We start from the raw sequence: 21,715 nt of genomic DNA, 5'->3' as shown, positions 1-21,715 counted from the left end.
GCGAGAAAAATCATTCGACCGACAAGCTTCGGCCAGCCGCCAGTCGCGTCGCTCGCGCAAGGGCGCGACGTCAAAAGGAACCTGCACCGGCAAGGCGGTGGCCCAGAGTCGGGTACTTTCGATTGAGCGCGGCAGGGGGACTGCGATCCCGCCAGCAATCGCAATCGGAAGAGGCTGACAAAGGCTTCAGGGCGGCAGCCTCCGCAGTCACGGCGCGATGCCAATCTGATCACTCAGCGTCACCTTCTCGAAATCGTTGATGAGAATATCGACACGCACCTGCCAAGTGCCGGGCAGCGGGATGTTCATGTGTTCGACCTGCCAATCCGCTTGGCCGCGTCGCACAGCCGCGCGCTTGAATGGTTCGATGCCGGCATCAGGCTTGGACAGCACAAGCATAACCTCCTTGGCGGCAAGCGGCTCGAGTTCGCCGCTAAGCGTGTTGATCGATACGTCCACCTCGCCCACCCGTCCGGGCGCAACGTCAACAAGGACCATCGCCTTTTCGATGTGGATATGAACGCTTGCAGACTGCGCCGCCAAAGCCAGGAGCGCGCGCGGCGGCGGTGTGAAGCGCCAGCAAGAGACGGCCCCGAAGATCAGGAAGACAATCAGTGTTTCCGCAGCGATCGAACGGACCAGCCGCTTCATCGCTGCCCGGTCGCCAGCCATGGTCGGCTCCGTCAGACGCCAGCGATTTACGATCGCCAGCAGAAACAGTCCCGTCAGCAACGCCATCTTGACCATAAACACCCGGCCATAGGCTGTTTCGATCAGCGCTGCGGGCTTCTCCACCTGCACGATGGCCAAGGCGACACCCGCCGCGACGAGCACCAAAACCGCATAGGGGATGGCCATCGAGAACCGCCGTAACGCCCGAAGCGCCGCCGGGTCTTTGCCGTGCAGCGCTAGGCCCAAGGGCGCCAGCGCTCCGATCCAGAGACTGACCGCAATAACGTGCAGAAAGACCGCCGGGCGCATCAGCCATTGGGGCTCGGCGGTGGCCGCATGGCCGCTCAGTGACAGGGCAGCAGATGAAACGACCAGCGCGGCAAGAGACGACGTCCGCGCAAGCCGACCCTTTGCCCGCAGGGCGACAGCCGCCACGCCGAAGGCACTGAAGGCGGCAACAGCCGTCACGCCGAAGCTCGTCGCCATGGCCGTGGACCAGACGACAGGCTCGACAAGGTGCGCCAGGGGGACGCCCAACGCATCGAGCCCTTGAAAGCCCACGGCGGCGACGGCACCCAGCCCCCCTGTCCCGAGCGCTGCCGCGACCACGTTGCGCCCCGATCGAGAACCATCGAGCAGCCAATGGCGCGAAAACGCGCCGCCAACACCGATGAACAGCCCCACATAAAGCGCGAGCTTCGACAAGAGAACGCCGGCGCGTGCGGACCAGTCGATCTTGTCTCCCGTCGCGAGCGGAGTGGTGCTGGCTGCGCCGAGCGAAAAGACGACGGATCCGCCGATCGGATGCCCGTCAGCAGAGGTTACGCGCCAACTGAGCACATGCGTGCCGCGCCCAAGACCGGTCGGCGCCATGATCTCGAGCAATCGATCCTTCAGCTCAAACCGGTCCAGTGGGATCGCCGTCCCATCCGGGCCGACAAGCTTCAACGACAAGGGCGAAACCGGCTCACTGAAGGTCAACATGTAAACGGACGGCGCGGTATCTACGACCGAGCCGTCCTTCGGTTCGCTTGTGTTGAGCGATGCATGGGCGAAGGCGACAGTGACCTGCATGAGTATCCCGCAGAGCACGATCCCCATCAACTTCGCAAGGCGAGTGAAGCTTAGTGGTACCAGCGCCATGCCTGCTCTCCGGTCAATTGGCCTTCGCCGTCACGCTGCGCCGATCAGTGCCCGCTTTTCTTTTCAAGCAGTTTGATGCCGGGTGCCGGATATTCGAGATCGTCACTCGACTTGCCCTCTGCCGGGATTTCAATCCAGCGCTCGGTCGCGCCATCGGGGCACTCCTGCACCAGCGGCACGTAGAGCGTCTTGCCGACCGGCAGGCCTTCGGTCAGGAACGCGCGGAAGACGAACTCCTCATACTCATCGTCGGCCAGGTTGCCGCCCTTCCAGACGACCTCCTTCACCCCCTCCTTCATCGGGGTGCCGAAGTAGTCGTAGGACTTCTCGTAGGCTCCCTTGATCTTCTCCAGTGTCCAGCCAGGCTTGGGCATCGGCTTTGCTGCGATCATGCCCTCGGGGATCTGGACGCGCAGCGCGATCGTCGGCTTGCCCTCGCAGCCGTGCGGGACGCGAATGACGGCCTTGTAGGCCCCGCCTACATGCGCCTCGGTCACTTCGAGCGTGGAATGGGCAAAGGCTGCCGTGGCGCTCATCGCGATGAAGGCGGTGATAGTGATCAGTTTCGAGAACATATGGCTATTCCTTTGAGATTATTTGGTTGTGTCGGGCCACGAGAAGGTCTCTCGCGGGCTTCAGGGATTGGATGCAGCGATCCGGAAAAGGTTGCCGACATTTTCGGTCGGCGGAGTAGCGATCGCAGGAGACGGTCGGACCGACGGCTCTCGGCGTGCACAAGACCAGGCTTCGGGCAACCTCGGATCACGCGAAGGAAATCCGTCAGGATGAGAAGACCGATGGTGCCGGCAGAGACTAGGCAAGGGTGCCCCCGCCTCTGGCATGGGCTGGCGCGAACGCTACCGATCAGGCAAGCAGTCGAGGAGGCGCGCGAGGATAGCCGGGGCGATGTTCGCCCCTCGGCGACGGGGCGGCCGCGGGCCAATATTGCTCTGTCGCGGACGTGACTTGAAAGGTGAAGACCTCGAAGGCTTCCGGAGCAGCTGCCAGGACCTGCGAGGACACGCAGCATCCGAGCAGGCAGCAATCGGCGGCGCTCCCGTGGCCGCTGTCATGGTTGTCTTTGCTCGCGTGATCCACGCTTGCGCAAAGCGCATTACCGAAAGGATCGATTTGCGCGACGGCAGCCATCGAACTCGCGGCAAATGTGCCGGCGATCGACTGCAGCACGAACAGGCAGGCAGCGAAAAACGCCAATCCCCAACTGTTGCGTCGCCTCACCACACTCAAGCTCCTTCTGCGCTGCTGCGTGAATGTCCCGCAGCCACCGCATAGCTATCCCGTAGGCGTGCGCTCTTCCTTGCGCCACAGCAAGCACGAAGACATCAGGAAGTGGGAAAGCTGACTGCCCCTGTTTTTGAATTCGCCAGTAAAATCAGGTCGTCAGTAAAATCAGGTCGAAAGCTTGGGGGCTGCCGAACAGCTGGTGACTGCAGGCTTAAGAGCTAAGCGGATTCACGCGCGGCCATGCAGAACGATGCAAACGCCCGAAGATAGGCTTCCACCTTCGAGCGGTCCTCGGGTGTCTCCATGGCCTTCAATATCTCCGCGGGCTCCATCTTCATGAGGTGGAGACGGAGAAAGATATCTGCTGCGAAACGGTCGCTGACTGTTGCAAGGACGGTGCGCAGATTGGCCAGCATATCGTCTCCCCGATGAGACGCATGCAGCAGGGCAATCGGCTTGTGGACGATTTCCGCTCCGGACACGAGCCAGTCGATCGCATTCTTGAGGCCACCCGGAATGGAGCGCACGTATTCCGGGCTTGCGATGATCAGGCCGTCGCTCCTGGCAATGGCATCGATGAAGCCTTGCACCTGGCGTGGCAGGGGCAGGCTCTCGAGATCCGGCGAAAAGACCGGCAGCTCTCCCACACGATCGAACACAGAAATCTCGATGTTTGCCGGTGCAATCGACCGGACGGCCCGCAGCATGGCCGTATTGGTGGAATTGATCCGAGCACTGCCTGATATTGCGAGAATCTTCATGGCAAGAAAAGTGGCCGATCGGACATGGTTGTCAACGCCTGCAGGCCCGGCCGCGTGGATGGATGGGGATTGGCGGCGATCGGCGCCGAATATGCCTACATGCTGGGTTACGACGGCAGCGGCATCAAGGTCGGCGTAGTCGACAGCGGCCTCGACATCAGCCATCCGGAATTTACCGGCCGCTATGTGGAGGGAATTACTTACGACCCGGAGAAACCATGGACTTTCGTGGCGGAGGGGCACGGCACAACGGTCGCCTCGGTGATCGCCGCCAATCGCGATGGGACCGGGATGCACGGGGTCGCCCCGGGCGCGACCATCGTTCAGGCAGGGGCATCGGACATACCTGGCTACCTCGACACCGATGCCATCGACTACGGAATCCGCACCCTCATCGACCGGGGCGTGAAGATCATCAACAACAGTTTTGGCGATGGCTTCATTACGGAAACGTCCGCCGAACAGGTTGAGGCCTCAAGCAACCTGTACGCCTATCGCTACGCGGTTTCGCGCGGAGGACTTCTCGTCTTTTCAGCGATGAACGACGGTGCCGCGCAACCTTCCGTGGACGCCGGTCTTCCTTACCTTTTCCCGGAACTGGAACAAGGTTGGCTCGCTGTGGTGGCGACCAGTCCCACCCATATGCCCAACTGGTCGAACGAGTGCGGCGTTGCCATGAACTGGTGCCTGACTGCGCCGGGCGGCGACGGCGCGACACGATGGGATCCAGACAAGGGCGAGTGGGTATGGGCGAACCCGCAAGACAACATCATGGTTGCTGTTCCCGGCGGTGCATACAGCAGAGAAACAGGCACATCGCTGGCCGCCCCATTCGTCTCGGGCACGGCGGCCCTGGTGGCGCAAACCTTTCCCTACATGACGATGGCTCAGATCCGGCAGGTATTGCTGGGCACCGCCACCGATATCGGGCTTCCTGGAGTCGATCCGGTGTTCGGCTATGGCCTCGTCAGCGCCGGGCGGGCGGTGCGTGGCCCGGGTAAGTTCGACTGGGGCGATTTCCACGCCGTGATTACGGACGGCGAAAGCGCGTGGTCAAACAACATCGCCGGCGCGGGAGGGCTGATCAAGTCTGGCGATGGCCTTTTGGTGATGAGCGGCGATAGCACCTATCAGGGCGTCACGCGCATCGACGGCGGCATTCTGGCGATCGGCGGCAGTATTGTTTCCGATACTTCTGTAGTCGGGGAAGGCATGCTCTCCGGCGACGGTATCATCCACGGCAATGTCGACAACGGCGGCGCCGTCAATCCTGGCTGGGGGCGTAGGGGCGGTGTGCTGACCGTTGACGGCAGCTACCGACAGTCAAGCGATGCGTGGTTCCTGGTCAATCTCGACGCACCCGACGGCACCAGCCGGCTCGACGTCGCCGGCACGGCTGACATTGCCGGCATGGTGGATGTCAGGGTCAGGCCCGAAAACTACCGAGGTGAAGGCCGCCACACCATCCTTTCCGCAACCGGCGGCGTAAGCGGCCGCTTCGAGGACGATTGCGGCTGCCATGCCTTCCTGGATCTGACACTGGCCTACGACCCAACCACAGTCTATCTCGACGTCGTCCGCAATGGCGTGGCCTTCGCGGATGTGGCCTCCACCCGCAACGCTGCGGCAACCGCCGCCGCAATCGAGCGCCTTGGTATCGGCCGATCCCTGCATGATCTCGCGATCACCCTTGACGCCGGCACCGCCTCCGATCTTTTCGGCCAGTTGCCCGGCGAAGTCTACGGCTCGACCGTGACCGGCCTGATCGAAAACAGCCAACTCATCGGCAACCAGATCAACGACCGCCTGCGGTCCGCCTTCGACACTGTTGGCGCGAAGGCTGTGCGGACGGTGGCAACGGATGATCTCACCACCGGGTCTATCGCGTCAGCGGAACGCGCCGGCGCCTGGGGCTCGGCCTTCGGCTCCTGGGGCCACACGGATGGCGACGACAATGCCGCCAATTTGTCGCGCTCCACCGGCGGCCTCGTCGCCGGCCTCGACGGCCTCGTCAACGACGACTGGAGGCTCGGTTTCCTCGCCGGCTACAGTTCGTCGAGCTTCAAGGTCGATGACCGCCGTGCGTCGACCTCCAGCGACAACTATCATCTCGGGGTCTATGGCGGCACACAATGGGGCGCCCTGTCGTTCCGCTCCGGCCTTGCCTATACGTGGAGCGATATCGACAGCCGCCGCAATGTCCTCTCGCCGGTTCTCGTCGACAGCCTGACTGCCGACTACCGCGCAGGCACGACCCAGGTGTTCGGCGAACTCGACTATGGCATGCGGGTGGGCCACCTCGCCTTCGAGCCCTTTGCCAATCTCGCCTATGTCAACGTGCATACAGACGACTTCACGGAGAAGGGCGGCGCGGCAGCGCTGGCAGTCCAGGGCGGCTCGGACGATATGACCTTCACCACGCTCGGCCTGCGCTTGGCGACCGATTTCGAACTCGGAACGGCCAAGGCTACGGCTCGCGGCCTTCTCGGCTGGAGGCACGCCTATGGCGATGTCACGCCCGCGGTCGCTCAAGCGTTTTCCGGCAGTGACCCATTTTCTGTCGCAGGCGCACCGATTGCACGCGACAGCGCCCTCGTCGAGGCAAGCGTCGACTTTGCCGTCACACCGGCGGCAACGCTTAGCATCTCCTATCAGGGACAGATCGCCTCGACCGCTCGCGATCACGGCGTGCGGGCCGATCTCGCCATCGAGTTCTAGCGGCCTCTGGCCGCGCCGGTCACGAAGCGATCTGCTCGGGAGCTGCCGCCAGGCTCCGCGAATGGCTTGGCGGCGCGCCCATGATCTTGCGGAAGGCACGGCTGAAGGAGGCCTCGGAATCATAGCCGAGGCGGTTGGCGACATGGGCGACCCGCTTTCCTTCGCGCAGCCACTGATGGGCCTGGTGCATGCGCATGCGCGCCACGTAGCGGGCCGGCGTTTCGCCGACCGTATCGGCAAAGCGCTGGGCGAAGCCGGAGCGCGAAGCACCCATGAGCTTGGCCAGCTCCGGCACCGTCCAGTCCTTCGTTGGGTCGAGATGAATGGCGGCGAGTACCCGGCCGACCTCCGGATGGCGCACGGCGGCAAGCCAACCGGTCGCAGTACCGCAGCCGTGCTCCACCCAGGCGCGGATGATCGTGGCGGTCAGCACGTCGGCAAGCCGCGCCAGGATGCCGCCAGAGCCGACGCGCTGCATCGCCGCCTCGCGTGTCATGGTATCGAGCAGCGACGGGATCGACGGCTCACTCGAGGCCAGATCGCTGGTGCGCATGACCGATGGCATCAGCTGCAGCAGAGGATGAAGCCGGTCGACATTGAACTGCATCACCGCGAAGAATAGAAGGTTCTGGCTGTCCGTGTTGGGACACTGCACATCGATGATGCCGTCGCAGAGCTGCCGCTTCGGCAGATCGCGGATCGAAATCGTCGGCAGGCCGGGCTTGCTGGCGAGAACATGCGCGTCACCGCGCGGGAGCAGCACGGCATCTCCAGGCATCAGTTCCACCCAGGCGCCATCCGGCGTTTGCAGATGGGCGGAGCCTGAGGCCAGAAAGTGAAAACGCGCAGGTTCCTGCGCTGGATAGGCCGTTGCCCATGGCGCACAGGGCTGGCAACGCCCATATTCCACCCCATCGAGCCTCAGGCCGCGCAGGATGTCGGTCAGCGCATCAGTCATAGGGCACTCCAGCTTTGGACAAACGGCACAGTGTTTTGGATTTTCTAGCATAGAAACTCCAGGTGGCCATGCATATTTTCATCCCAACCGCAATGGAGATGAAGATTATGGATGGCATCGTCGCAAGGCCTACGGGCGAGGCGGATGAACAAGAAAAGCCGCTATGGGCGGCCGTCGTTTCCCTGTCGCTTGGGGTTTTCGGCCTGGTCACGGCGGAGTTTCTGCCGGCAAGCCTTCTCACACCGATGTCAGCTGACCTCGGCGTTACCGTCGGTGCGGCCGGACAATCGGTAACAACGACTGCCGTTGTGGCCGCGATCGCCGGTCCCGCGATTGTTGTCTACACCGGACGCTTCGACCGCCGGAATGTCCTTCTGACATTGACCGCACTTCTCATCATATCCAGCCTGATCGCCGGCTTCGCCTCGAGCCTGCCGATGCTGCTTGTGGCGCGCTTCCTGCTCGGCATCGGCCTTGGCGGTTTCTGGGCCCTGTCGCTGGCGCTCGCCATGCGGCTCGTTCCCGGCCGGCTGATGCCGCGGGCGATGGCGATCATCATGTCCGGCGTGTCGATCGCGACGGTCTGCGCCGCCCCCGTCGGCGCCTGGATCGGCGCGACGCTCGGCTGGCGTTATGCCTTTCTGCTTGCCGCCGCCGTCGGCATCGTCACCTTCATCGTCCAGGCACTGACCGTTCCTCGCCTGCCGCCGAAGGGGACCACCGGTCTCAACACCATCCTCAACGTGCTGAAGCGTCCAGCGATCCGGCTTGGCCTTGCAACCATCCTGCTCGTCGTCACGGGCCACTTTGCCGGCTTCACCTATGTTCGCCCGTTCCTTGAGCAGGTGCCGCAGTTCGGCGTCGAGGCAATCACCGCGATCCTGCTCGCCTTCGGCGTCGGCGGCTTCTTCGGCAACATTGCCGGCGGGTTTCTTGCCGAGCGCAGCACGCGGCTGTCGATGATGTCGGCAGCAGCCGGCGTCGCCGTCACCACCCTGACGCTGGCACTTGCCGGCGCACTGCCCGCAGTCGCCATCCTTGCCACCGCCGCCTGGGGCTTCGCCTTCGGCGCGCTGCCGGTCAGCGTGCAATCCTTCCTCAGCCGTGCGGCCGGCGACGAAGCCGAAGGTGCTGGAGCGGCAACGCTTACGACTTTCCAGATCGCCATTTCCACCGGCGCGATCCTCGGCGGCCTTCTCGTCGAACTGCAGGGACCGRCCGGCGTCTTCCTGTTCGCCGCGGTGGCAGCGATGCTCGGGACCTCGCTGGTCTCGGTCTACCGCGAGCGGGCGCTGCAAGCCGCGGAATGACTAACCGCCTCCGTTTTGTGTGAGAGTGGCAACTCGCACCTGCGCCTGCCGGGCTCCCAAAGGTCCGGCAGGCAAAGCGCTGGCGAGGCACACGTCTTGCCGGACCGCGCGAAGACAACGGGAGGACCACGTAGCTCGATGGCTGAAGCTTGGCGCGATGCAGGCGCGCACGCCAAATCGCTGTGCTACAAGATCAATCCGGAGGCGGGCCGAGGCGCCGCGTCTCCCAGGCCGACTTCGGCACGACGCCGCCAATGGCGATGCTGAAGGAGATTACCTCCGTCGCATCCTCGTTGAGAAGGCACTTGAAGTCGACGTCGTACCAGACCTTCTTGCTGTGATAGGCACCACCGCTGGCATCCATGCGATTTTTCGAGATGAACCCRCCCCTTGGACCGAATGGTACCATTCCTTGGGGTGGAGTATCCGGACGTTGGTGGCGGATTTGCTCCAGCGCCTCGGATTTGCAGAGCTGGCTGATGCGCGCCTTGACGGGCAATGTGAGAAGCGCCTGCTTCATTCGCGGATCGGCAATTGCCTTCTCGGCATAGAGCTTCTTCGCCTCCACCAATTTGCTCGGCACCGGCTTGAGTTCAACCTTTGCAGCAGCATCGGCCGGCTTCGTCTTCGGCTTTTCTTCCGGCGGCTGCTGCTTGGCCTCGGCTGGCTTCGCGTCCTTTGGCTCAGGCTTCGCTTCGGCCACCGCCGCCGCTAGCTTCTCGTCCGGCTTTTCCGTGGCGTTCTGCGGTGACTTCGCCGGCACCGCCAGCGTCGGCAAGGGCTTTTGTTCTTTTACCGGCGTCTCATCCTTCTTGGGTGGCGCCTTTGCAGGTTCTTCCGCGGACTTCGCAGGTTCAGTCGCGGGCTTTGCCTGCTCAGACGCCTCGGCCTTCTTATCCTCCGATTGCGCAGCCGGCGGAAGCTCGGCCTCCTTGTTGTCCTGTTTGGTCTTGGCCATGGCGGACGCGAAGGTTTGCGGCAGTTGCTGCGGCGGCTTGGGCTGGGGCTGCTGTTTTGGGTGCGGCTTCGGTTGCGCCTGCGGCTTCGGCTGCGGTTTCGGCTGTTCGGCCTCTTTCTCCTCGCCCTTCTTCTGCTCAGCCTTCTTCTGTTCGGCTTTATTCTCTTGCTTCACCTCGGGCGGCGGAACGAGCTCGACGCTGACCGTCTGCTCCTTCGGTGGCTTCGGCAGTTCAAGCGGCAGGTCGAACAGGAGCAGCAAGGCGATGATGAGATGCAGGGCAATCGACGTCGGCGCGCCCCATCCTATCCGTTTCCACCATTCTTTCACAAAAAGCCGCATCGCCAATGACGTAACCCATTCGATCGGCGGAACCTAGGAACTTCCGCGGATCTCAACAAGAGGCACAGCCCTGGAGTACGCCGGCAACCCGGACGCGCAGCTTTCGGCCGATCGGCAATCCGCAAGCGCGACAAAACCAGGAATGGCCGCCACGCACGTAGGCCGACCATATGCTTGTCAAAAACGTTCCCGGCAAAAACGAGGCGGCGAAATCTGTTTCAGGCCGCGCGCCAAATTCGCACAAAAATACCTATTATATAATTTCTATAGATTTAAATATTTCAAAACGCAGCGGGCGCTTCCGCCGTGCATGCGCAGTGACATTCTTTCGTGGCTTGGGGGCCCTTATGCAGCGACATTTCACTCACCGAAAACTCTTCACCAAAGCCTTTGCCGCAACGGCAGCGCTGGCGGCTGGCCTGATCGCCACGTCAGCGCTCGCCGGTGAAACCCTCGACAAGATCAAGGCGCGTGGCGTCATCAAGGTCGGCGTCGGCACCACGCCGGGTTTCTTCGCGCCCGATAGCAGCGGCCGCTGGCAGGGCTTCTTCGTCGATTTCGGCCGCGCCATCGCCATCACCGTCTTCAACGACGCCGAGAAGGTCGAGTTCACCAATTCCTCGCCGCAGCAGCGTCTGCCGGCACTGCAATCCGGCGAGTTCGACATTCTGCTTTCGGGCGTGACGCAAACCGTTAGTCGCGCCTTCAAGCTCGGCTTCCACTTCGGTCCCGTCGTCTTCTACGACGGTCAGGGACTGCTGGTGCGCAAAGACCTCGGCGTAGCCAAGGGCGAGGAACTCGACGGCGCGACGATCGGCGTCCAGAGCGGCACCACCGGCGAGCTCAACATCGCCGACTTCTTCCGCAAGACCGGCAAGGCCTTCACGCCGGTGACGATCGAGGAAACCGGCGAGTTCCTGAAGGCACTCGACTCGGGCCGCGTCGACGCGCTCACCCAGGACGCGACCGACCTTGCCGCCAAGCGCACCCAGCTTTCCAAGCCCGACGATTACGTGCTCCTGCCCGAACGCCTGTCCAAGGAGCCCTTGGCCCCGGCAATCCGCGCCGGTGACGATCAGTGGCTCGAAATCGTCAACTGGACCGTCTACGCGACAATCCAGGCCGAGGAATTCGGCATCACCAAGGAGAATGTCGACACCTTCCTCAAAAGCGAGGACCCGGCGATCAAGCGCTTCCTGGGCGTCGACCCGTCGCTCGGCGAAGCGATCGGCCTTGATCCGAAGTTCGCCTACAACATCGTCAAGACCGTCGGCAATTACGGCGAGATCTTCGAGCGCAATGTCGGCAAGGGCACGCCGCTCAACTTCGAGCGCGGCTATAACCAGCCCTGGACCGAAGGCGGCCTGCTCTACTCGCCGCCGTTCCGTTGAGCCGGTCCATGGTCCCTCCCATGACACGCCAACTCCAACCGGGCCCTTCGGGGCCCGGACCCGTCTCGCGGCTGCGCTCGTGGATCGGGCCTCTGCCATTGCAGCAGGGCCTGCTTTTCATCGGCGTACTGCTGCTCTTTGCCTTTCTCGGTCAAAATACTGCCGAAAGCATGCATCGCATGGGTCTCACGCCCGGCTTCGCCTTCCTCTCCCATCAGGCGAATTTCGAGATCGGCGAAAGCGTGGTGCCCTATTCTGCCGGCGACAGCTACGCCCGGGCGCTCGCCGCCGGCATCGCCAATACGGTCAAGGTCGCGATCGTCGGCTGCCTGCTTGCGACCGTGCTCGGCGTCGTGCTCGGCATCATCAGGCTCTCCGGCAATCTGCTGCTTGCGAGCTTCGTGCATGGCTATGTCGAGCTTCTGCGCAACACGCCTTTGTTGCTGCAACTGTTTCTCTGGAGCGCGATCATCCGCGCGCTGCCGCCGCCGCGCGGCGCCTACACGTTCCTCGGCAGCGTCTATCTCAGCAATCGCGGCGTCTTTCTGCCCTCGCTCTCGGTCGACGGCCTGCCGGCCGCCGTGTGGCTGCCCGCTGTGTTCCTGACGGCCTTCGCCGCGCTCGTCATTTCCAGGCGCCTGCTGTCGGGCGCGACGTTCTATCTGCCGAAAACCGCCGGCACCGTGCTCGGCGCGCTTGCCCTCTGCTACCTGGCCCTTACCTCGCTTGGCTTCGCCGCCYCTGTCGAGATCCCTGCCAAGGGCGGCTTCAACATCCGCGGCGGCCTGTCGCTGACGCCGGAATTCGCAGCGCTGCTGATCGGCCTCGTCGTCAATGCCTCCGCCTCGATCTCCGAAATCGTACGCAGCGGCATCCAGTCGGTGAAGTCCGGCCAATGGGAAGCGGCCCGGGCACTCGGGCTAAAGCCCCCGCAGATCCTGCGTCTTGTCGTGCTGCCGCAGGCGCTTCGGGTCATCACGCCGCTGATGATTTCGAGCTTCCTGGATCTGACGAAGAACTCGAGCCTCGCGGTCGCGATCGGCTACCCCGACCTCGTCAGCGTCGCCAACACGACAGCCAACACCACGGGTCAGGCGCTCGAAGCGATCATCATCATCGGCGCTGTCTACCTGACGATCAGCCTTGCAGTTTCGGCCGTCATGAACCTCTACAACCGGCGCGTGGTTCTGCGCGGAGAAGGAAAGCGATGAGCCAGATCGAACTTGCGCCACCCGTCGCACCCGACTGGCACCGCTGGCGTGAAGGCCTCTTCAGCGGCTGGGCCAACGCCCTCGTCACGCTTGTAACACTCGCGGCAATCCTCTGGCTCGCGCTTCCCTTTTTCCGCTGGGCCGTCATCGATGCCGTTTGGTTGGGCACATCAGCCGATTGCGCCAAGGAAACGGCCGGCGCCTGCTGGGCCTTCGTCGGCGCCAAGTTTCGGTTCATGCTCTTCGCCTTCTTCCCGCCGCCTCTGCAGTGGCGCCCGGCGCTGGTGATCGCCCTCATTGCAGCGCTCCTGACGATCTCGGCCCTTCCCCGCTTCTGGAGCTTCCGCCTGGTGCCGGTCTGGCTGTTGGCGCTTCTCGGCATCTGGCTGCTGATGGCGGGCACGGCCGGCCTGGAACCGGTATCGACCAATCATTGGGGCGGACTGCCCATCACGCTTGCCGTCTCTATCGCCGGCCTTGCCTTCGCCTTTCCGATCGCGCTGCTGCTGGCGCTTGCCCGGCAATCGGACATGGGCATCGTGCGATGCCTGGCAATCGCCTTCATCGAAGTGCTGCGCGGCGTGCCGATGATCGCCGTTCTCTATGTGGTCATGCTGATCGTGCCTATGGCGCTGCCGAGCGGTGCAGCCGTCGACAAGCTGCTGCGCGCCCAGATCGGCGTCACGCTGTTCTTCTCCGCCTATCTCGCCGAAGTCATTCGCGCCGGCCTGCAGGCGGTCCCGGTGGGCCAGAAGGAGGCGGCGCTGTCGCTCGGCCTTGGCCGGGTCCAGATGTTGCGGCTGGTCGTGCTGCCGCAGGCGCTGACCGCCGTCATCCCGGCGATCGTCAACCTCTCTATCGGCATCGTGCTCAACACCTCGCTGCTTGCGGTCATCGGCATTTACGATCTCTTGAACGCCGCCAAGACCTCGGCAACCGACCCCGCTTGGCTCGGCTTTTACAGCGAGGCCTATATCTTCGCGGCACTCGTCTATTTCGCCATCTGCTTCACCGGCTCGCGCTACAGCCTCTGGCTCGAAAACAAGCTGAACGGTTCCAATCGCCGCTGAGCGCATCGCGCGGGGTTGCACACCGTGCGACGCCGGGCCAAGAGTGCGCTGACGTGGAATCGAGACCGGGCCAAGCGCATGGGGAAGAAGCAGATCGCCATTGTCGGCGGCGGGCCAAGTGGTCTGATGGCCGCCGAGGTGTTGGCGGAGCGCGGCCACGCGGTCACGATCTACGACAGCATGCCGACGGTGGCGCGCAAGTTCCTGCTCGCCGGCAAGTCCGGCCTCAACATTACCCATGCCGAACCCTATGCCGCCTTTGCCGAGCGCTTCGGCGATGCCTCACCGCGGCTGCGTGCGGCGCTGGACGCCTTCACTCCGGACGATATCAGGCAATGGGCGGCAGACCTCGGAACCAGGACCTTCGTCGGTTCCTCGGGCCGTGTCTTTCCCGAGGTGATGAAGGCCTCGCCGCTGCTGCGCGCCTGGCTCAAGTCGCTGGAAAGCCGCAGCGTTCGCATCCTGACGCGGCACCGCTGGACTGGCTTTGAGGGCAGCGCGCTCGCGTTCGAAACCCCAGATGGCAAGACGCTTGTCAGCGCAAATGCAACATTGCTTGCGCTCGGTGGCGCCAGCTATCCGCGCCTCGGATCGGATGCCGCCTGGGTTTCCTGGCTGGAAAAGAGGGGTGTGTCCGTCGCGAAATTCCAGCCCGCCAATTGCGGCTTCGACGTCAACTGGAGCGAGACCTTCCGTGACCGCTTCGCCGGCGATGCATTCAAGGGTGTGACGGCAACGTCCCCGGCTGGCACCGTTCCTGGCGAATTTGTCGTCAGCAAGAGCGGTATCGAAGGCAGTCTCGTCTATGCCCACACGAGCGCGCTTCGCGACCGCCTGTCACACGGCGAGCCGGCCGAACTGGTGGTTGATCTCACGCCCGGACGAACCGTCGAGAAACTAGCGAAGGATCTCGACCGCTTCGACAGCAAGACCAGCTTTTCCAACCGTCTGCGCAAGGGGGCTGGGCTTGAAGGCGTGAAAGCTGCCGCGCTGCGCGAGCTTTCGTCTGATGCGGCGCGTTTGGCGCCGCCCGATCTTGCTGCCTTGATCAAGGCGCTGCCAATCCCGGTGCTACGCCCGCGCCCGATCGCCGAGGCCATCTCCTCGGCCGGCGGTGTGACCTGGGCCGCGCTCGATGACGAGTATATGCTGAAGGCGATGCCCGGCACCTTTGTTGCCGGTGAGATGATCGATTGGGAAGCGCCAACCGGAGGCTATTTGCTCACCGCCTGCATTGCCACCGGTCGCGCCGCCGCCCGCGGCATCGATCGCTGGCTCGGCCAATCGGCTTAAGGTTTCGCCGCGCCTTCGTCAGGCGCGGCAAATAGTTTGGCAGCGGGCATTCTTACTGGTCGTTCAATACCAGACCCTTGGTCAGTTCCAGCGCCTGGCGCTCGAAGAGACCACGGTAGATGCCACCGTCGAGACGGATCAGCGCGTCATGCGTGCCCTCCTCGGCGATCCGGCCGTGATCGAAGACCAACAGCCGGTCGAGCGCCCGGACCGTCGAGAGCCGGTGCGCAATCACCAGCGTCGTGCGTCCGAGCATCAGCCGCTCCATCGCCTGCTGGATCAGCACTTCCGATTCCGAGTCGAGGCTCGAGGTCGCCTCGTCGAGGATCAGGATCGGTGCATCCGCGAGGAACGCGCGCGCAATGGCGATGCGCTGACGTTCGCCACCCGAGAGCTTGACGCCGCGTTCGCCCACGAGCGTGCCATAGCCTTTCGGCAGCGCCGTGATGAAGTCGTGGGCGCTTGCAAGCTTCGCCGCCTTCTCGATTTCGCTCTGCGTGGCGTTCGGCCGCGCATAGGCGATGTTCTCGGAAAGCGACCGGTGGAACAGGATCGGCTCCTGTTGCACGATCGCGATCTGCTGGCGCAACGACGTCTGCGTTACCGATGCGATGTCCTGACCATCGATCCGGATCTCGCCGGCCTTCAGGTCGTGCAGGCGCTGGATCAGCTTGACGAAGGTCGTCTTGCCCGAGCCCGAATGCCCGACGAGACCGACACGCTCGCCCTCCCGGATCGTCACCGAGAAGCGGTCGTAGAGCGGCTTGCGGTGCGCACCGTAGTGGAACGTCACATCCTTGAACTCGATGCGGCCATCGGTGATCCGGATCGGCTTGGCATCCGCCTTGTCGTCGATGCCGAGCGACTGGCCATGGATATCGACGAGCTCTTCCATGTCGTTGACCGAGCGCTGCAGGTTGCGGATGTGCTGCCCGACTTCACGCAGGTACCCCTGCAGGATGAAGAACGAGGTGAGCACGAAGGTGATGTCGCCCGCAGTCGCTTGACCCCGCGCCCACAGAAGCAGTGCAAAGCCGATCACCGCCGCACGCAGGACGAGCAGCATCGCGCCCTGCGTCGTGCCGTTGGTCGTGCCTCTGATCCAGGTGCGGCGCGTGCGGTCCCGCCACTTGGCAAGAACCTTGGCCAGGCGCGCGTCCTCACGGCCTTCGGCACCGAAGCCCTTGACGACGATGTTGCAGCTGACGGCGTCGGCAAGCGCGCCGCCGAGCTTGGTGTCCCACCGGTTGGCCAGGCTTGCCATCGGCGCGACATAGCCGAGCGACAGCGCAATCGTCATCAGGATGAAGACAATCGACCCGATACCGATGATGACGCCCATCATCGGCCAGTACAACGACATCAATATTGTCGAACCGACCAGCATCACGACGGACGGAAACAGAGCGACGAGCAGGGTGTCGTTCAACAGATCGAGCGCCCACATGCCGCGCGTCACCTTACGCACGGTCGAACCGGCAAAGCTGTTGGCGTGCCAGTCGGTCGAGAACCGCTGGATGCGGTAGAAGGCAGCCGAGGCGATGTCGGTCATCATCTTGAGCGTCAGGTCGGTGACGCCGAGGAAGGTGAGGTGACGCAGCAGGATCGCGCCGAGCGAAAGCGCCATCAGCATCCAGAATGCGGCAATCGCCGCGTTCCAGGCAAGTTCATCCGTCGCCGCGCCGGAAACGACGGCATCGACGAGCCGACCCGAATAGAGCGGCGTCAGGACATCGGCGAGCGTCGACAGAAGGACCATGCCGAGGATGACGCTGATCCTGACCGGCTGCGCCTTCCAATGAGACCAGGTGAAACCAAGAACGCTGCGGAACGCACCGCCGCGCAAGGCAAAACGAGTAAAAGCCATAATATTTGCCCGATGCGCGACGCATCGGCCTCAAAACGATTCAGATGGAATATGCCGTTAAAAGGAACCCAGCTTCCGATGCGGCATCATTGGCTTGGCGAGATTCTCCGGAAGAGAACGGCCAAGGTCAGCGAAACGAACTCTGACCTGGAAAAGACGGAAAGGCGAAACTGCCCTTCTGCGTCCAGCTCAGAACTGTACGCCGCCCCGTAGGGAGAAAGAATAAGCTGGCATCTTTTGAAACCTCCCTGATTGGTTGCCGGAAGACGACCTATAGGCGAATCGGCAGCAACCGCCAAGTGCAGAAATCTGGCCATGGCGCCAATCGTCGCGGCTGCGGCCTGTTTGCAACAGTTACGTAAGGCAACGCTGACATAGAAAAGCGCCGCGCACGAATGCGCGACGCTTTAACCCCGGGCACCCGGCCAGCCTTGATGCGCTCGGTCGAGGCGGCTCTTAGAAGCTCACCTTCAGCTTGGCGTTTACACCGTGGTCGGAGACGCCCGAAGCGATCTGGCCGGTGTAGTTGACGCCGAAGGTCGCGGTTGGCGCAACCTTGAAGTCGATGCCAGCCTCGAAGAGCGCCGCGTCCCTGGCAATCGGCGCCCCGCCGACGGTGAACGCATCGCCACCGGCAAAAGCAAGCGTGGAGGTCGGCACAACATCGCCGAAGGCGTGGCGCCAGCCGACGGTGCCGCTCAGGACCGCCGCCGTTTCGCCGAAAGAAACGTCGGTCGAGCTGCGCACGCCGATCGTGGTGAAGGTCGTGTCAGTGTTGTCCGAACGGCCCGAGAGCGCCGCTGCCGCGCCCTTTTCACGGAAACCATCCGTGTCGAGGTTGAGATAGGCAAGATTGGCGAAGCCCTCGAAGTCGAAACGACCGGCACTCATGGCATAGCTCGCCTCGCCGAAGATCTGGGCGGTGCGGGCATCATAGGCGGCCGACAGGCTGTCTTCGAAACCGGCGAAGGAGACGCCGCGCGTGGTCTCGATGCGGTGCCAGCTGTAGGTCGCGCCCGCTGTCAGCGACAGCGCGCCAAGCCCGGTCCCGGCATAGGCACCGATATGGTAGTTGTCGCTGTCCCCCGAGGAACGACGATCGACCACATCGAAGGACGAGCGGCTGTAGCCGCCGAAGAGACCGGCACGCCAGTTGTCACTGACAAGGCCGTCGGCACCCAAGAGGAAACCGCCGATATTGCGCTGGAAGCCGGCCGCATTGCCGTTGCCATCCTTATCGCCCCAGGTGCCGAAGGCCTGGCTCCAGAAGGCGAAGCGGTCGGTGTCAGCGCCAACGCTTTCGATGCCGCCCTCGCCATAGGCAAGCACCGGCGCCGCCTTGGTGTTGTCATCGCCAAAGGCCGCGCGGATGCGGTTGGTGGCCGCGGCGTTCAACAGCAGGCCGCCCTGCAGCAGCATGCCCTTGGTCGAGGCGTGGATTTCGCCGGAGAGCTGGTCGAAGGCAAGAGGCGCCTGGTCGTGATCGAGGTTGGTGAGAGCCGAATAGGCGGCACTGGAGAAGCCGAGGCTTTCAGCGCCGACCGCGGCTGCCCGCTGGTTTGCCGTCGTCGCGACATCGGCAAAGCGGATATCGTTGCGGCTGAGCGTCAGCGTCACGTTGTTGGCATCGTAACCGAGCGTCGGTTCGAGGAAGACGAGGCTCGACGCGACATCCGCAAACGTACCGTTCACGCCGCCGGCCGCCGTCAGGATCGTGTAGCGCGTCTGCGGCGCGTAGCTGCCATTGGCGGCGAGCGCCAGAACCGAGCCCCCGTTGAGCTTCGCCTTGCCTGACGCGACGATCTTGTCGCTCTCGCCCTTGGCATTGGCCTCGACCTGGTAAGTCGAGCCGGCCGCAAAGGTGATGTCACCGGCCACGTTCAGCGTGCCGATCGAATTTCCGGGCGCAATCACGCCGCCATCGGCGACCGTCAAGCTGCCGAACTTGCCGACACCACCGACAGCACCACCCTTTTCGACCGCCAGACCCGAAGACGAAGCAATCGAGCCCTGAACCGAGAGCAGGCCGGATTTGACCGTTGTCGCGCCGGTATAGGTATTGTCTCCGTTGAGCACGAGCGCGCCGGCGCCGAGCTTCGTCAGACCACCGTTGCCGCTGATCGCCTTGTTGACGGCAACGACGTTGGCCGCATCGGCGACATCAAGCGCACCGCCGCCCGCTTCGAGCACGATATCGCGATTGATCTGGTGCATGTCGCGACCGGCGATCCTCAAAGCACCGCCGTCGAGCCGCAACTTCGCATTTGCACCGCCGAGGGCGGCGTCCTCTTCGACGACCACCGTGCCGCCATCACTCACCAGCGTCTCGCCGATAAAGGAATGATCATCGATGCAATAGTCGCGTATCGCCTGCTGGAAGCGGGCATCCGTGCTGTTGCAGTCAAGCAGCGTCTTCTTCTCCTGATCGGTCAGACCGGCAAGGATCGGCAGGCCGTTCTCGTCGGCGATCTGGCCGAGATAGACATCGTTGCGCATGTTGTTACGGCTGAGGTTGAACACCCCACCCTTTTCAGAGAAGTTCGACGCTTCGTCGCCCCAGACGATCCGGGTCTTGGCCGTCGCTGACGCCGGATCGGTGTAGTTCTGCAGCACCGGGCCGACCCAGCGCACCGTGTGGGCAACCGGCTCGTGGTCAGAAAGCGGCGTCTTCGATCCATCCGGATTGGTCACGTAGCTGACGTCGGTGATGACGCCGGAATAGGGATCCTTCGGATCGTCGGCGAGCGTCCACCATTTGCCGAAGGGGCGCGACGCCAGGAAGTGGTCGATCTTCACCCGGTGCCAGCTTGCCCAGGTATTGGTGGCGTCCTCGCCGTGCGATGGCCAGGTGACGCTACCGTCGTTCAAAGCATGCGCCGAGAACTGCTCGCGCTCGTTCGGAAGCTGCAGGATCTGGAACTGCTTCTTCAGGATGTTCATCGTCTGCGGCAGGTTGCCTGCAACGGGATACATCTCGTCGGCAAAGAGGCCTGACGGCACCGTCGAGGCGTTGATCGCCGAGGCACTCTTGCCTTTCCACTCGGCGATATAGGCGTCGAGCTTCTGCTGATCCTTGGCGTAGTCGCGCAGGAGGCTCAGATAGAAGCTGTTGCTCGGGCTCTTGACGTAAGTCTTCAGCAGCAATTCCTGCTGGCTGACCGAATGCAGGCCGCGCTCCGAGACGTCGCCGGCATTGAAATCGCCGGTGAGGATGATCGGCCGCGCCTCGGACTTGGCCCACTGATTGATGCCCTTGGCTTCGTTGATGCGGGTCGTCGGCGGGTCGTAGTAGTTGAGGTGAGTGGTGCCGACGACCACCTGCGGCTTGCTGATGGTCGGATCGACCACCGTATAGGTCACGATGTCGCCGAGCGTACTGGCGCCGAAGGTGCCGGGGAGACGCGAGAACACGCCGGTGTCGCTGTCCTGGCGGGTGGCGTAGGTGCCGAGGCCGGCATTCTTCAGAATACCGGGAATGTCTCGGGCATAAGTGCTGTTGGCGCGAAACTCCTGGAAGGTCAGGATGTCGTAGTTCCCCTTGATGAAGAAGTCCGACATGACGCTCGGATTGGCCTTGAAGCGGTCGAGCCAGGTATTCAGCGTCAGGATTTTCATGCTGTCGTCGGCGGCGCGGGCTTCGGCTGCCGAAAGCGTCAGACTCGTTCCGCACAGAAGGATCGCCGTCGCCAGGCGAAGGCGCGCAATAGCCCGCACCCCGCGGAGGTCGTGTCCACGTTGTCTCATTTTACTGCTCCAATGTCGCGATGCGAACACGCTCCGTCACAAGACCTTCATGGCGATGGTGTTGATGAGCGGAAAGGCTCGAAGAGATGTACGATTACGGACATTAGGCGAGTCAAATGTCAGTTTTACAACATTTCATAGGCCGACATAAAATTTCGCGCGACGGATCGGCGTTCCCGCGATTTCCTTGGAGATTGACTGAAGCCCTATGTTAGACGTGCCTCGGGGGAATGAGATGACAGCAATGGACGACGATCGGGATCTCCCGACGGGAGACAAGAAGACGCGCCGGCAGACGCTGCTTCTCGGGCATCTCGAAAAGAACCACTACATCTCAATCGACGAGATCACCGAGATGTTCGGCGTGACGACCCAGACCGCGCGGCGCGACATCATGGCGCTCGAGCAGGACGGCAGGGTTCGACGCCTGCATGGCGGCGCGACCATCGCCACCCCTGTCGACCCTGACACCTACCGCCAGCGGCGCGTCGACAACGCTGGCCTGAAGGAGCGCATCGGACAGCTGACCGCCGACCTCGTCGCCGATGGCGCCGCGGTGTTCATCGATACCGGCACGACCTGTGAAGCGGTGGCGCGCAGCCTGTTGAAACGCCGCGACCTGCGCGTCGTCACCTACAGTCTGCGCGTCGCAACGACGCTCAGCGAAAGCAGCAGCTTCGCGGTTGCGGTGCCCGGCGGCTTCGTGCGGCAAGTGGATGCCGGTGTGTTCCGCGAGGAGACCGCAGACTATATCCGCAAGTTCAAATTCGACGTCGCCATCATCTCCGTCAGCGGCATCGACCAGGACGGCGATATCGGCGATGACGACCATGCGGAAGTCGCCGCCGTCTCGGCCGCCATGCGCCAGGCCGAGCGGGTGATCCTCGCCGTTGACAGCAGCAAGTTCGGACGGCGCGCGCTCGTGCGCCTTGCATCGCTGGCCGATATCGACGCACTCGTCACCGACCAGTTGCCGGACGAACACATCGTCGCCCTTTTGCGTCAGCATAGCGTCAGCATCCACTGCTAGCG

15 protein-coding genes are annotated in these 21,715 nt (G+C 63.2%); 7 read left to right on the top strand and 8 right to left on the bottom strand.

What is annotated here, in order from left to right; translation table 11 throughout:
• Positions 1–207: 207 nt before the first annotated feature.
• From AB4Z53_RS15970 to AB4Z53_RS15955, 4 genes are all read right to left on the bottom strand, one after another.
• On the bottom strand, positions 208–1,815 hold the full coding sequence (locus AB4Z53_RS15970; protein WP_441596596.1) for a copper resistance CopC/CopD family protein: 1,608 nt from the start codon (positions 1,813–1,815) through the stop codon (positions 208–210).
• A 44-nt stretch (positions 1,816–1,859) separates the two neighbouring features.
• The gene (locus tag AB4Z53_RS15965; RefSeq protein ID WP_441596595.1) at positions 1,860–2,390 is read right to left on the bottom strand and encodes a YcnI family copper-binding membrane protein; all 531 of its coding nucleotides are present in this window, start codon (positions 2,388–2,390) and stop codon (positions 1,860–1,862) included.
• A 289-nt stretch (positions 2,391–2,679) separates the two neighbouring features.
• Positions 2,680–3,054 (bottom strand): DUF2946 family protein, encoded by a 375-nt coding sequence (locus tag AB4Z53_RS15960; protein ID WP_365887435.1) that lies wholly within the window; start codon positions 3,052–3,054, stop codon positions 2,680–2,682.
• Positions 3,055–3,278: 224 nt separating this feature from the next.
• Positions 3,279–3,821 carry an NADPH-dependent FMN reductase gene (locus AB4Z53_RS15955; protein ID WP_441596594.1) on the bottom strand — a complete coding sequence of 181 codons (543 nt, stop codon included), beginning with the start codon at positions 3,819–3,821 and terminating at the stop codon, positions 3,279–3,281.
• A gap of 69 nt (positions 3,822–3,890) precedes the next feature.
• Between AB4Z53_RS15955 and AB4Z53_RS15950 the strand changes: the two genes are divergently transcribed.
• Positions 3,891–6,539 (top strand): autotransporter domain-containing protein, encoded by a 2,649-nt coding sequence (locus tag AB4Z53_RS15950; protein WP_441596593.1) that lies wholly within the window; start codon positions 3,891–3,893, stop codon positions 6,537–6,539.
• Between the two features lie 19 nt (positions 6,540–6,558).
• On the opposite strand, the gene AB4Z53_RS15945 is transcribed toward AB4Z53_RS15950, so the two are convergent.
• Entirely contained in the window at positions 6,559–7,497 is a 939-nt protein-coding gene (locus AB4Z53_RS15945; RefSeq protein WP_113539713.1) for an AraC family transcriptional regulator, read from the bottom strand.
• A 107-nt stretch (positions 7,498–7,604) separates the two neighbouring features.
• Here AB4Z53_RS15945 and AB4Z53_RS15940 point away from each other — a divergent pair, with 107 nt between their 5' ends.
• A complete protein-coding gene (locus tag AB4Z53_RS15940) occupies positions 7,605–8,807 on the top strand; it encodes an MFS transporter (protein WP_441596592.1) in 1,203 nt (400 codons plus the stop codon).
• Between the two features lie 193 nt (positions 8,808–9,000).
• On the opposite strand, the gene AB4Z53_RS15935 is transcribed toward AB4Z53_RS15940, so the two are convergent.
• Complete coding sequence (locus AB4Z53_RS15935; RefSeq protein ID WP_441596633.1) at positions 9,001–10,107, bottom strand: DUF930 domain-containing protein; 1,107 nt, start codon at positions 10,105–10,107, stop codon at positions 9,001–9,003.
• A 347-nt stretch (positions 10,108–10,454) separates the two neighbouring features.
• Between AB4Z53_RS15935 and AB4Z53_RS15930 the strand changes: the two genes are divergently transcribed.
• From AB4Z53_RS15930 to AB4Z53_RS15915, 4 genes are all read left to right on the top strand, one after another.
• Positions 10,455–11,498: an amino acid ABC transporter substrate-binding protein gene (locus AB4Z53_RS15930; protein WP_441596591.1), complete on the top strand. Its 1,044-nt coding sequence runs from the start codon at positions 10,455–10,457 to the stop codon at positions 11,496–11,498.
• 20 nt (positions 11,499–11,518) lie between these two features.
• Positions 11,519–12,709 carry an amino acid ABC transporter permease gene (locus AB4Z53_RS15925; RefSeq protein WP_441596590.1) on the top strand — a complete coding sequence of 397 codons (1,191 nt, stop codon included), beginning with the start codon at positions 11,519–11,521 and terminating at the stop codon, positions 12,707–12,709.
• Positions 12,706–13,779, top strand: a complete 1,074-nt coding sequence (locus tag AB4Z53_RS15920) for an amino acid ABC transporter permease (protein ID WP_441596589.1) — start codon at positions 12,706–12,708, stop codon at positions 13,777–13,779. Before AB4Z53_RS15925 ends, AB4Z53_RS15920 begins: the two co-directional genes overlap by 4 nt.
• A 78-nt stretch (positions 13,780–13,857) precedes the next feature.
• Positions 13,858–15,072, top strand: a complete 1,215-nt coding sequence (locus tag AB4Z53_RS15915; protein WP_441596588.1) for a TIGR03862 family flavoprotein — start codon at positions 13,858–13,860, stop codon at positions 15,070–15,072.
• Between the two features lie 52 nt (positions 15,073–15,124).
• Here AB4Z53_RS15915 and AB4Z53_RS15910 read toward each other — a convergent pair whose 3' ends face one another.
• Together AB4Z53_RS15910 and AB4Z53_RS15905 are read right to left on the bottom strand one after the other, a co-directional pair.
• Positions 15,125–16,939: an ABC transporter ATP-binding protein gene (locus AB4Z53_RS15910; RefSeq protein WP_291149738.1), complete on the bottom strand. Its 1,815-nt coding sequence runs from the start codon at positions 16,937–16,939 to the stop codon at positions 15,125–15,127.
• Between the two features lie 456 nt (positions 16,940–17,395).
• Positions 17,396–20,683, bottom strand: coding sequence for an autotransporter domain-containing protein (locus AB4Z53_RS15905; protein WP_441596587.1), 3,288 nt, complete (start codon positions 20,681–20,683; stop codon positions 17,396–17,398).
• Positions 20,684–20,918: 235 nt separating this feature from the next.
• On the opposite strand from AB4Z53_RS15905, the gene AB4Z53_RS15900 reads away from it, so the two are divergent.
• On the top strand, positions 20,919–21,713 hold the full coding sequence (locus tag AB4Z53_RS15900) for a DeoR/GlpR family DNA-binding transcription regulator (protein ID WP_441596586.1): 795 nt from the start codon (positions 20,919–20,921) through the stop codon (positions 21,711–21,713).
• Positions 21,714–21,715: the final 2 nt, after the last annotated feature.

The organism is Ensifer sp. 2TAB8 (assembly GCF_052115125.1).
Classification (GTDB): Bacteria; Pseudomonadota; Alphaproteobacteria; order Rhizobiales; family Rhizobiaceae; genus Ensifer.
Note: the sequence above shows the minus strand (reverse complement) of the source record. Positions and strands in the feature narration are given on the sequence as shown.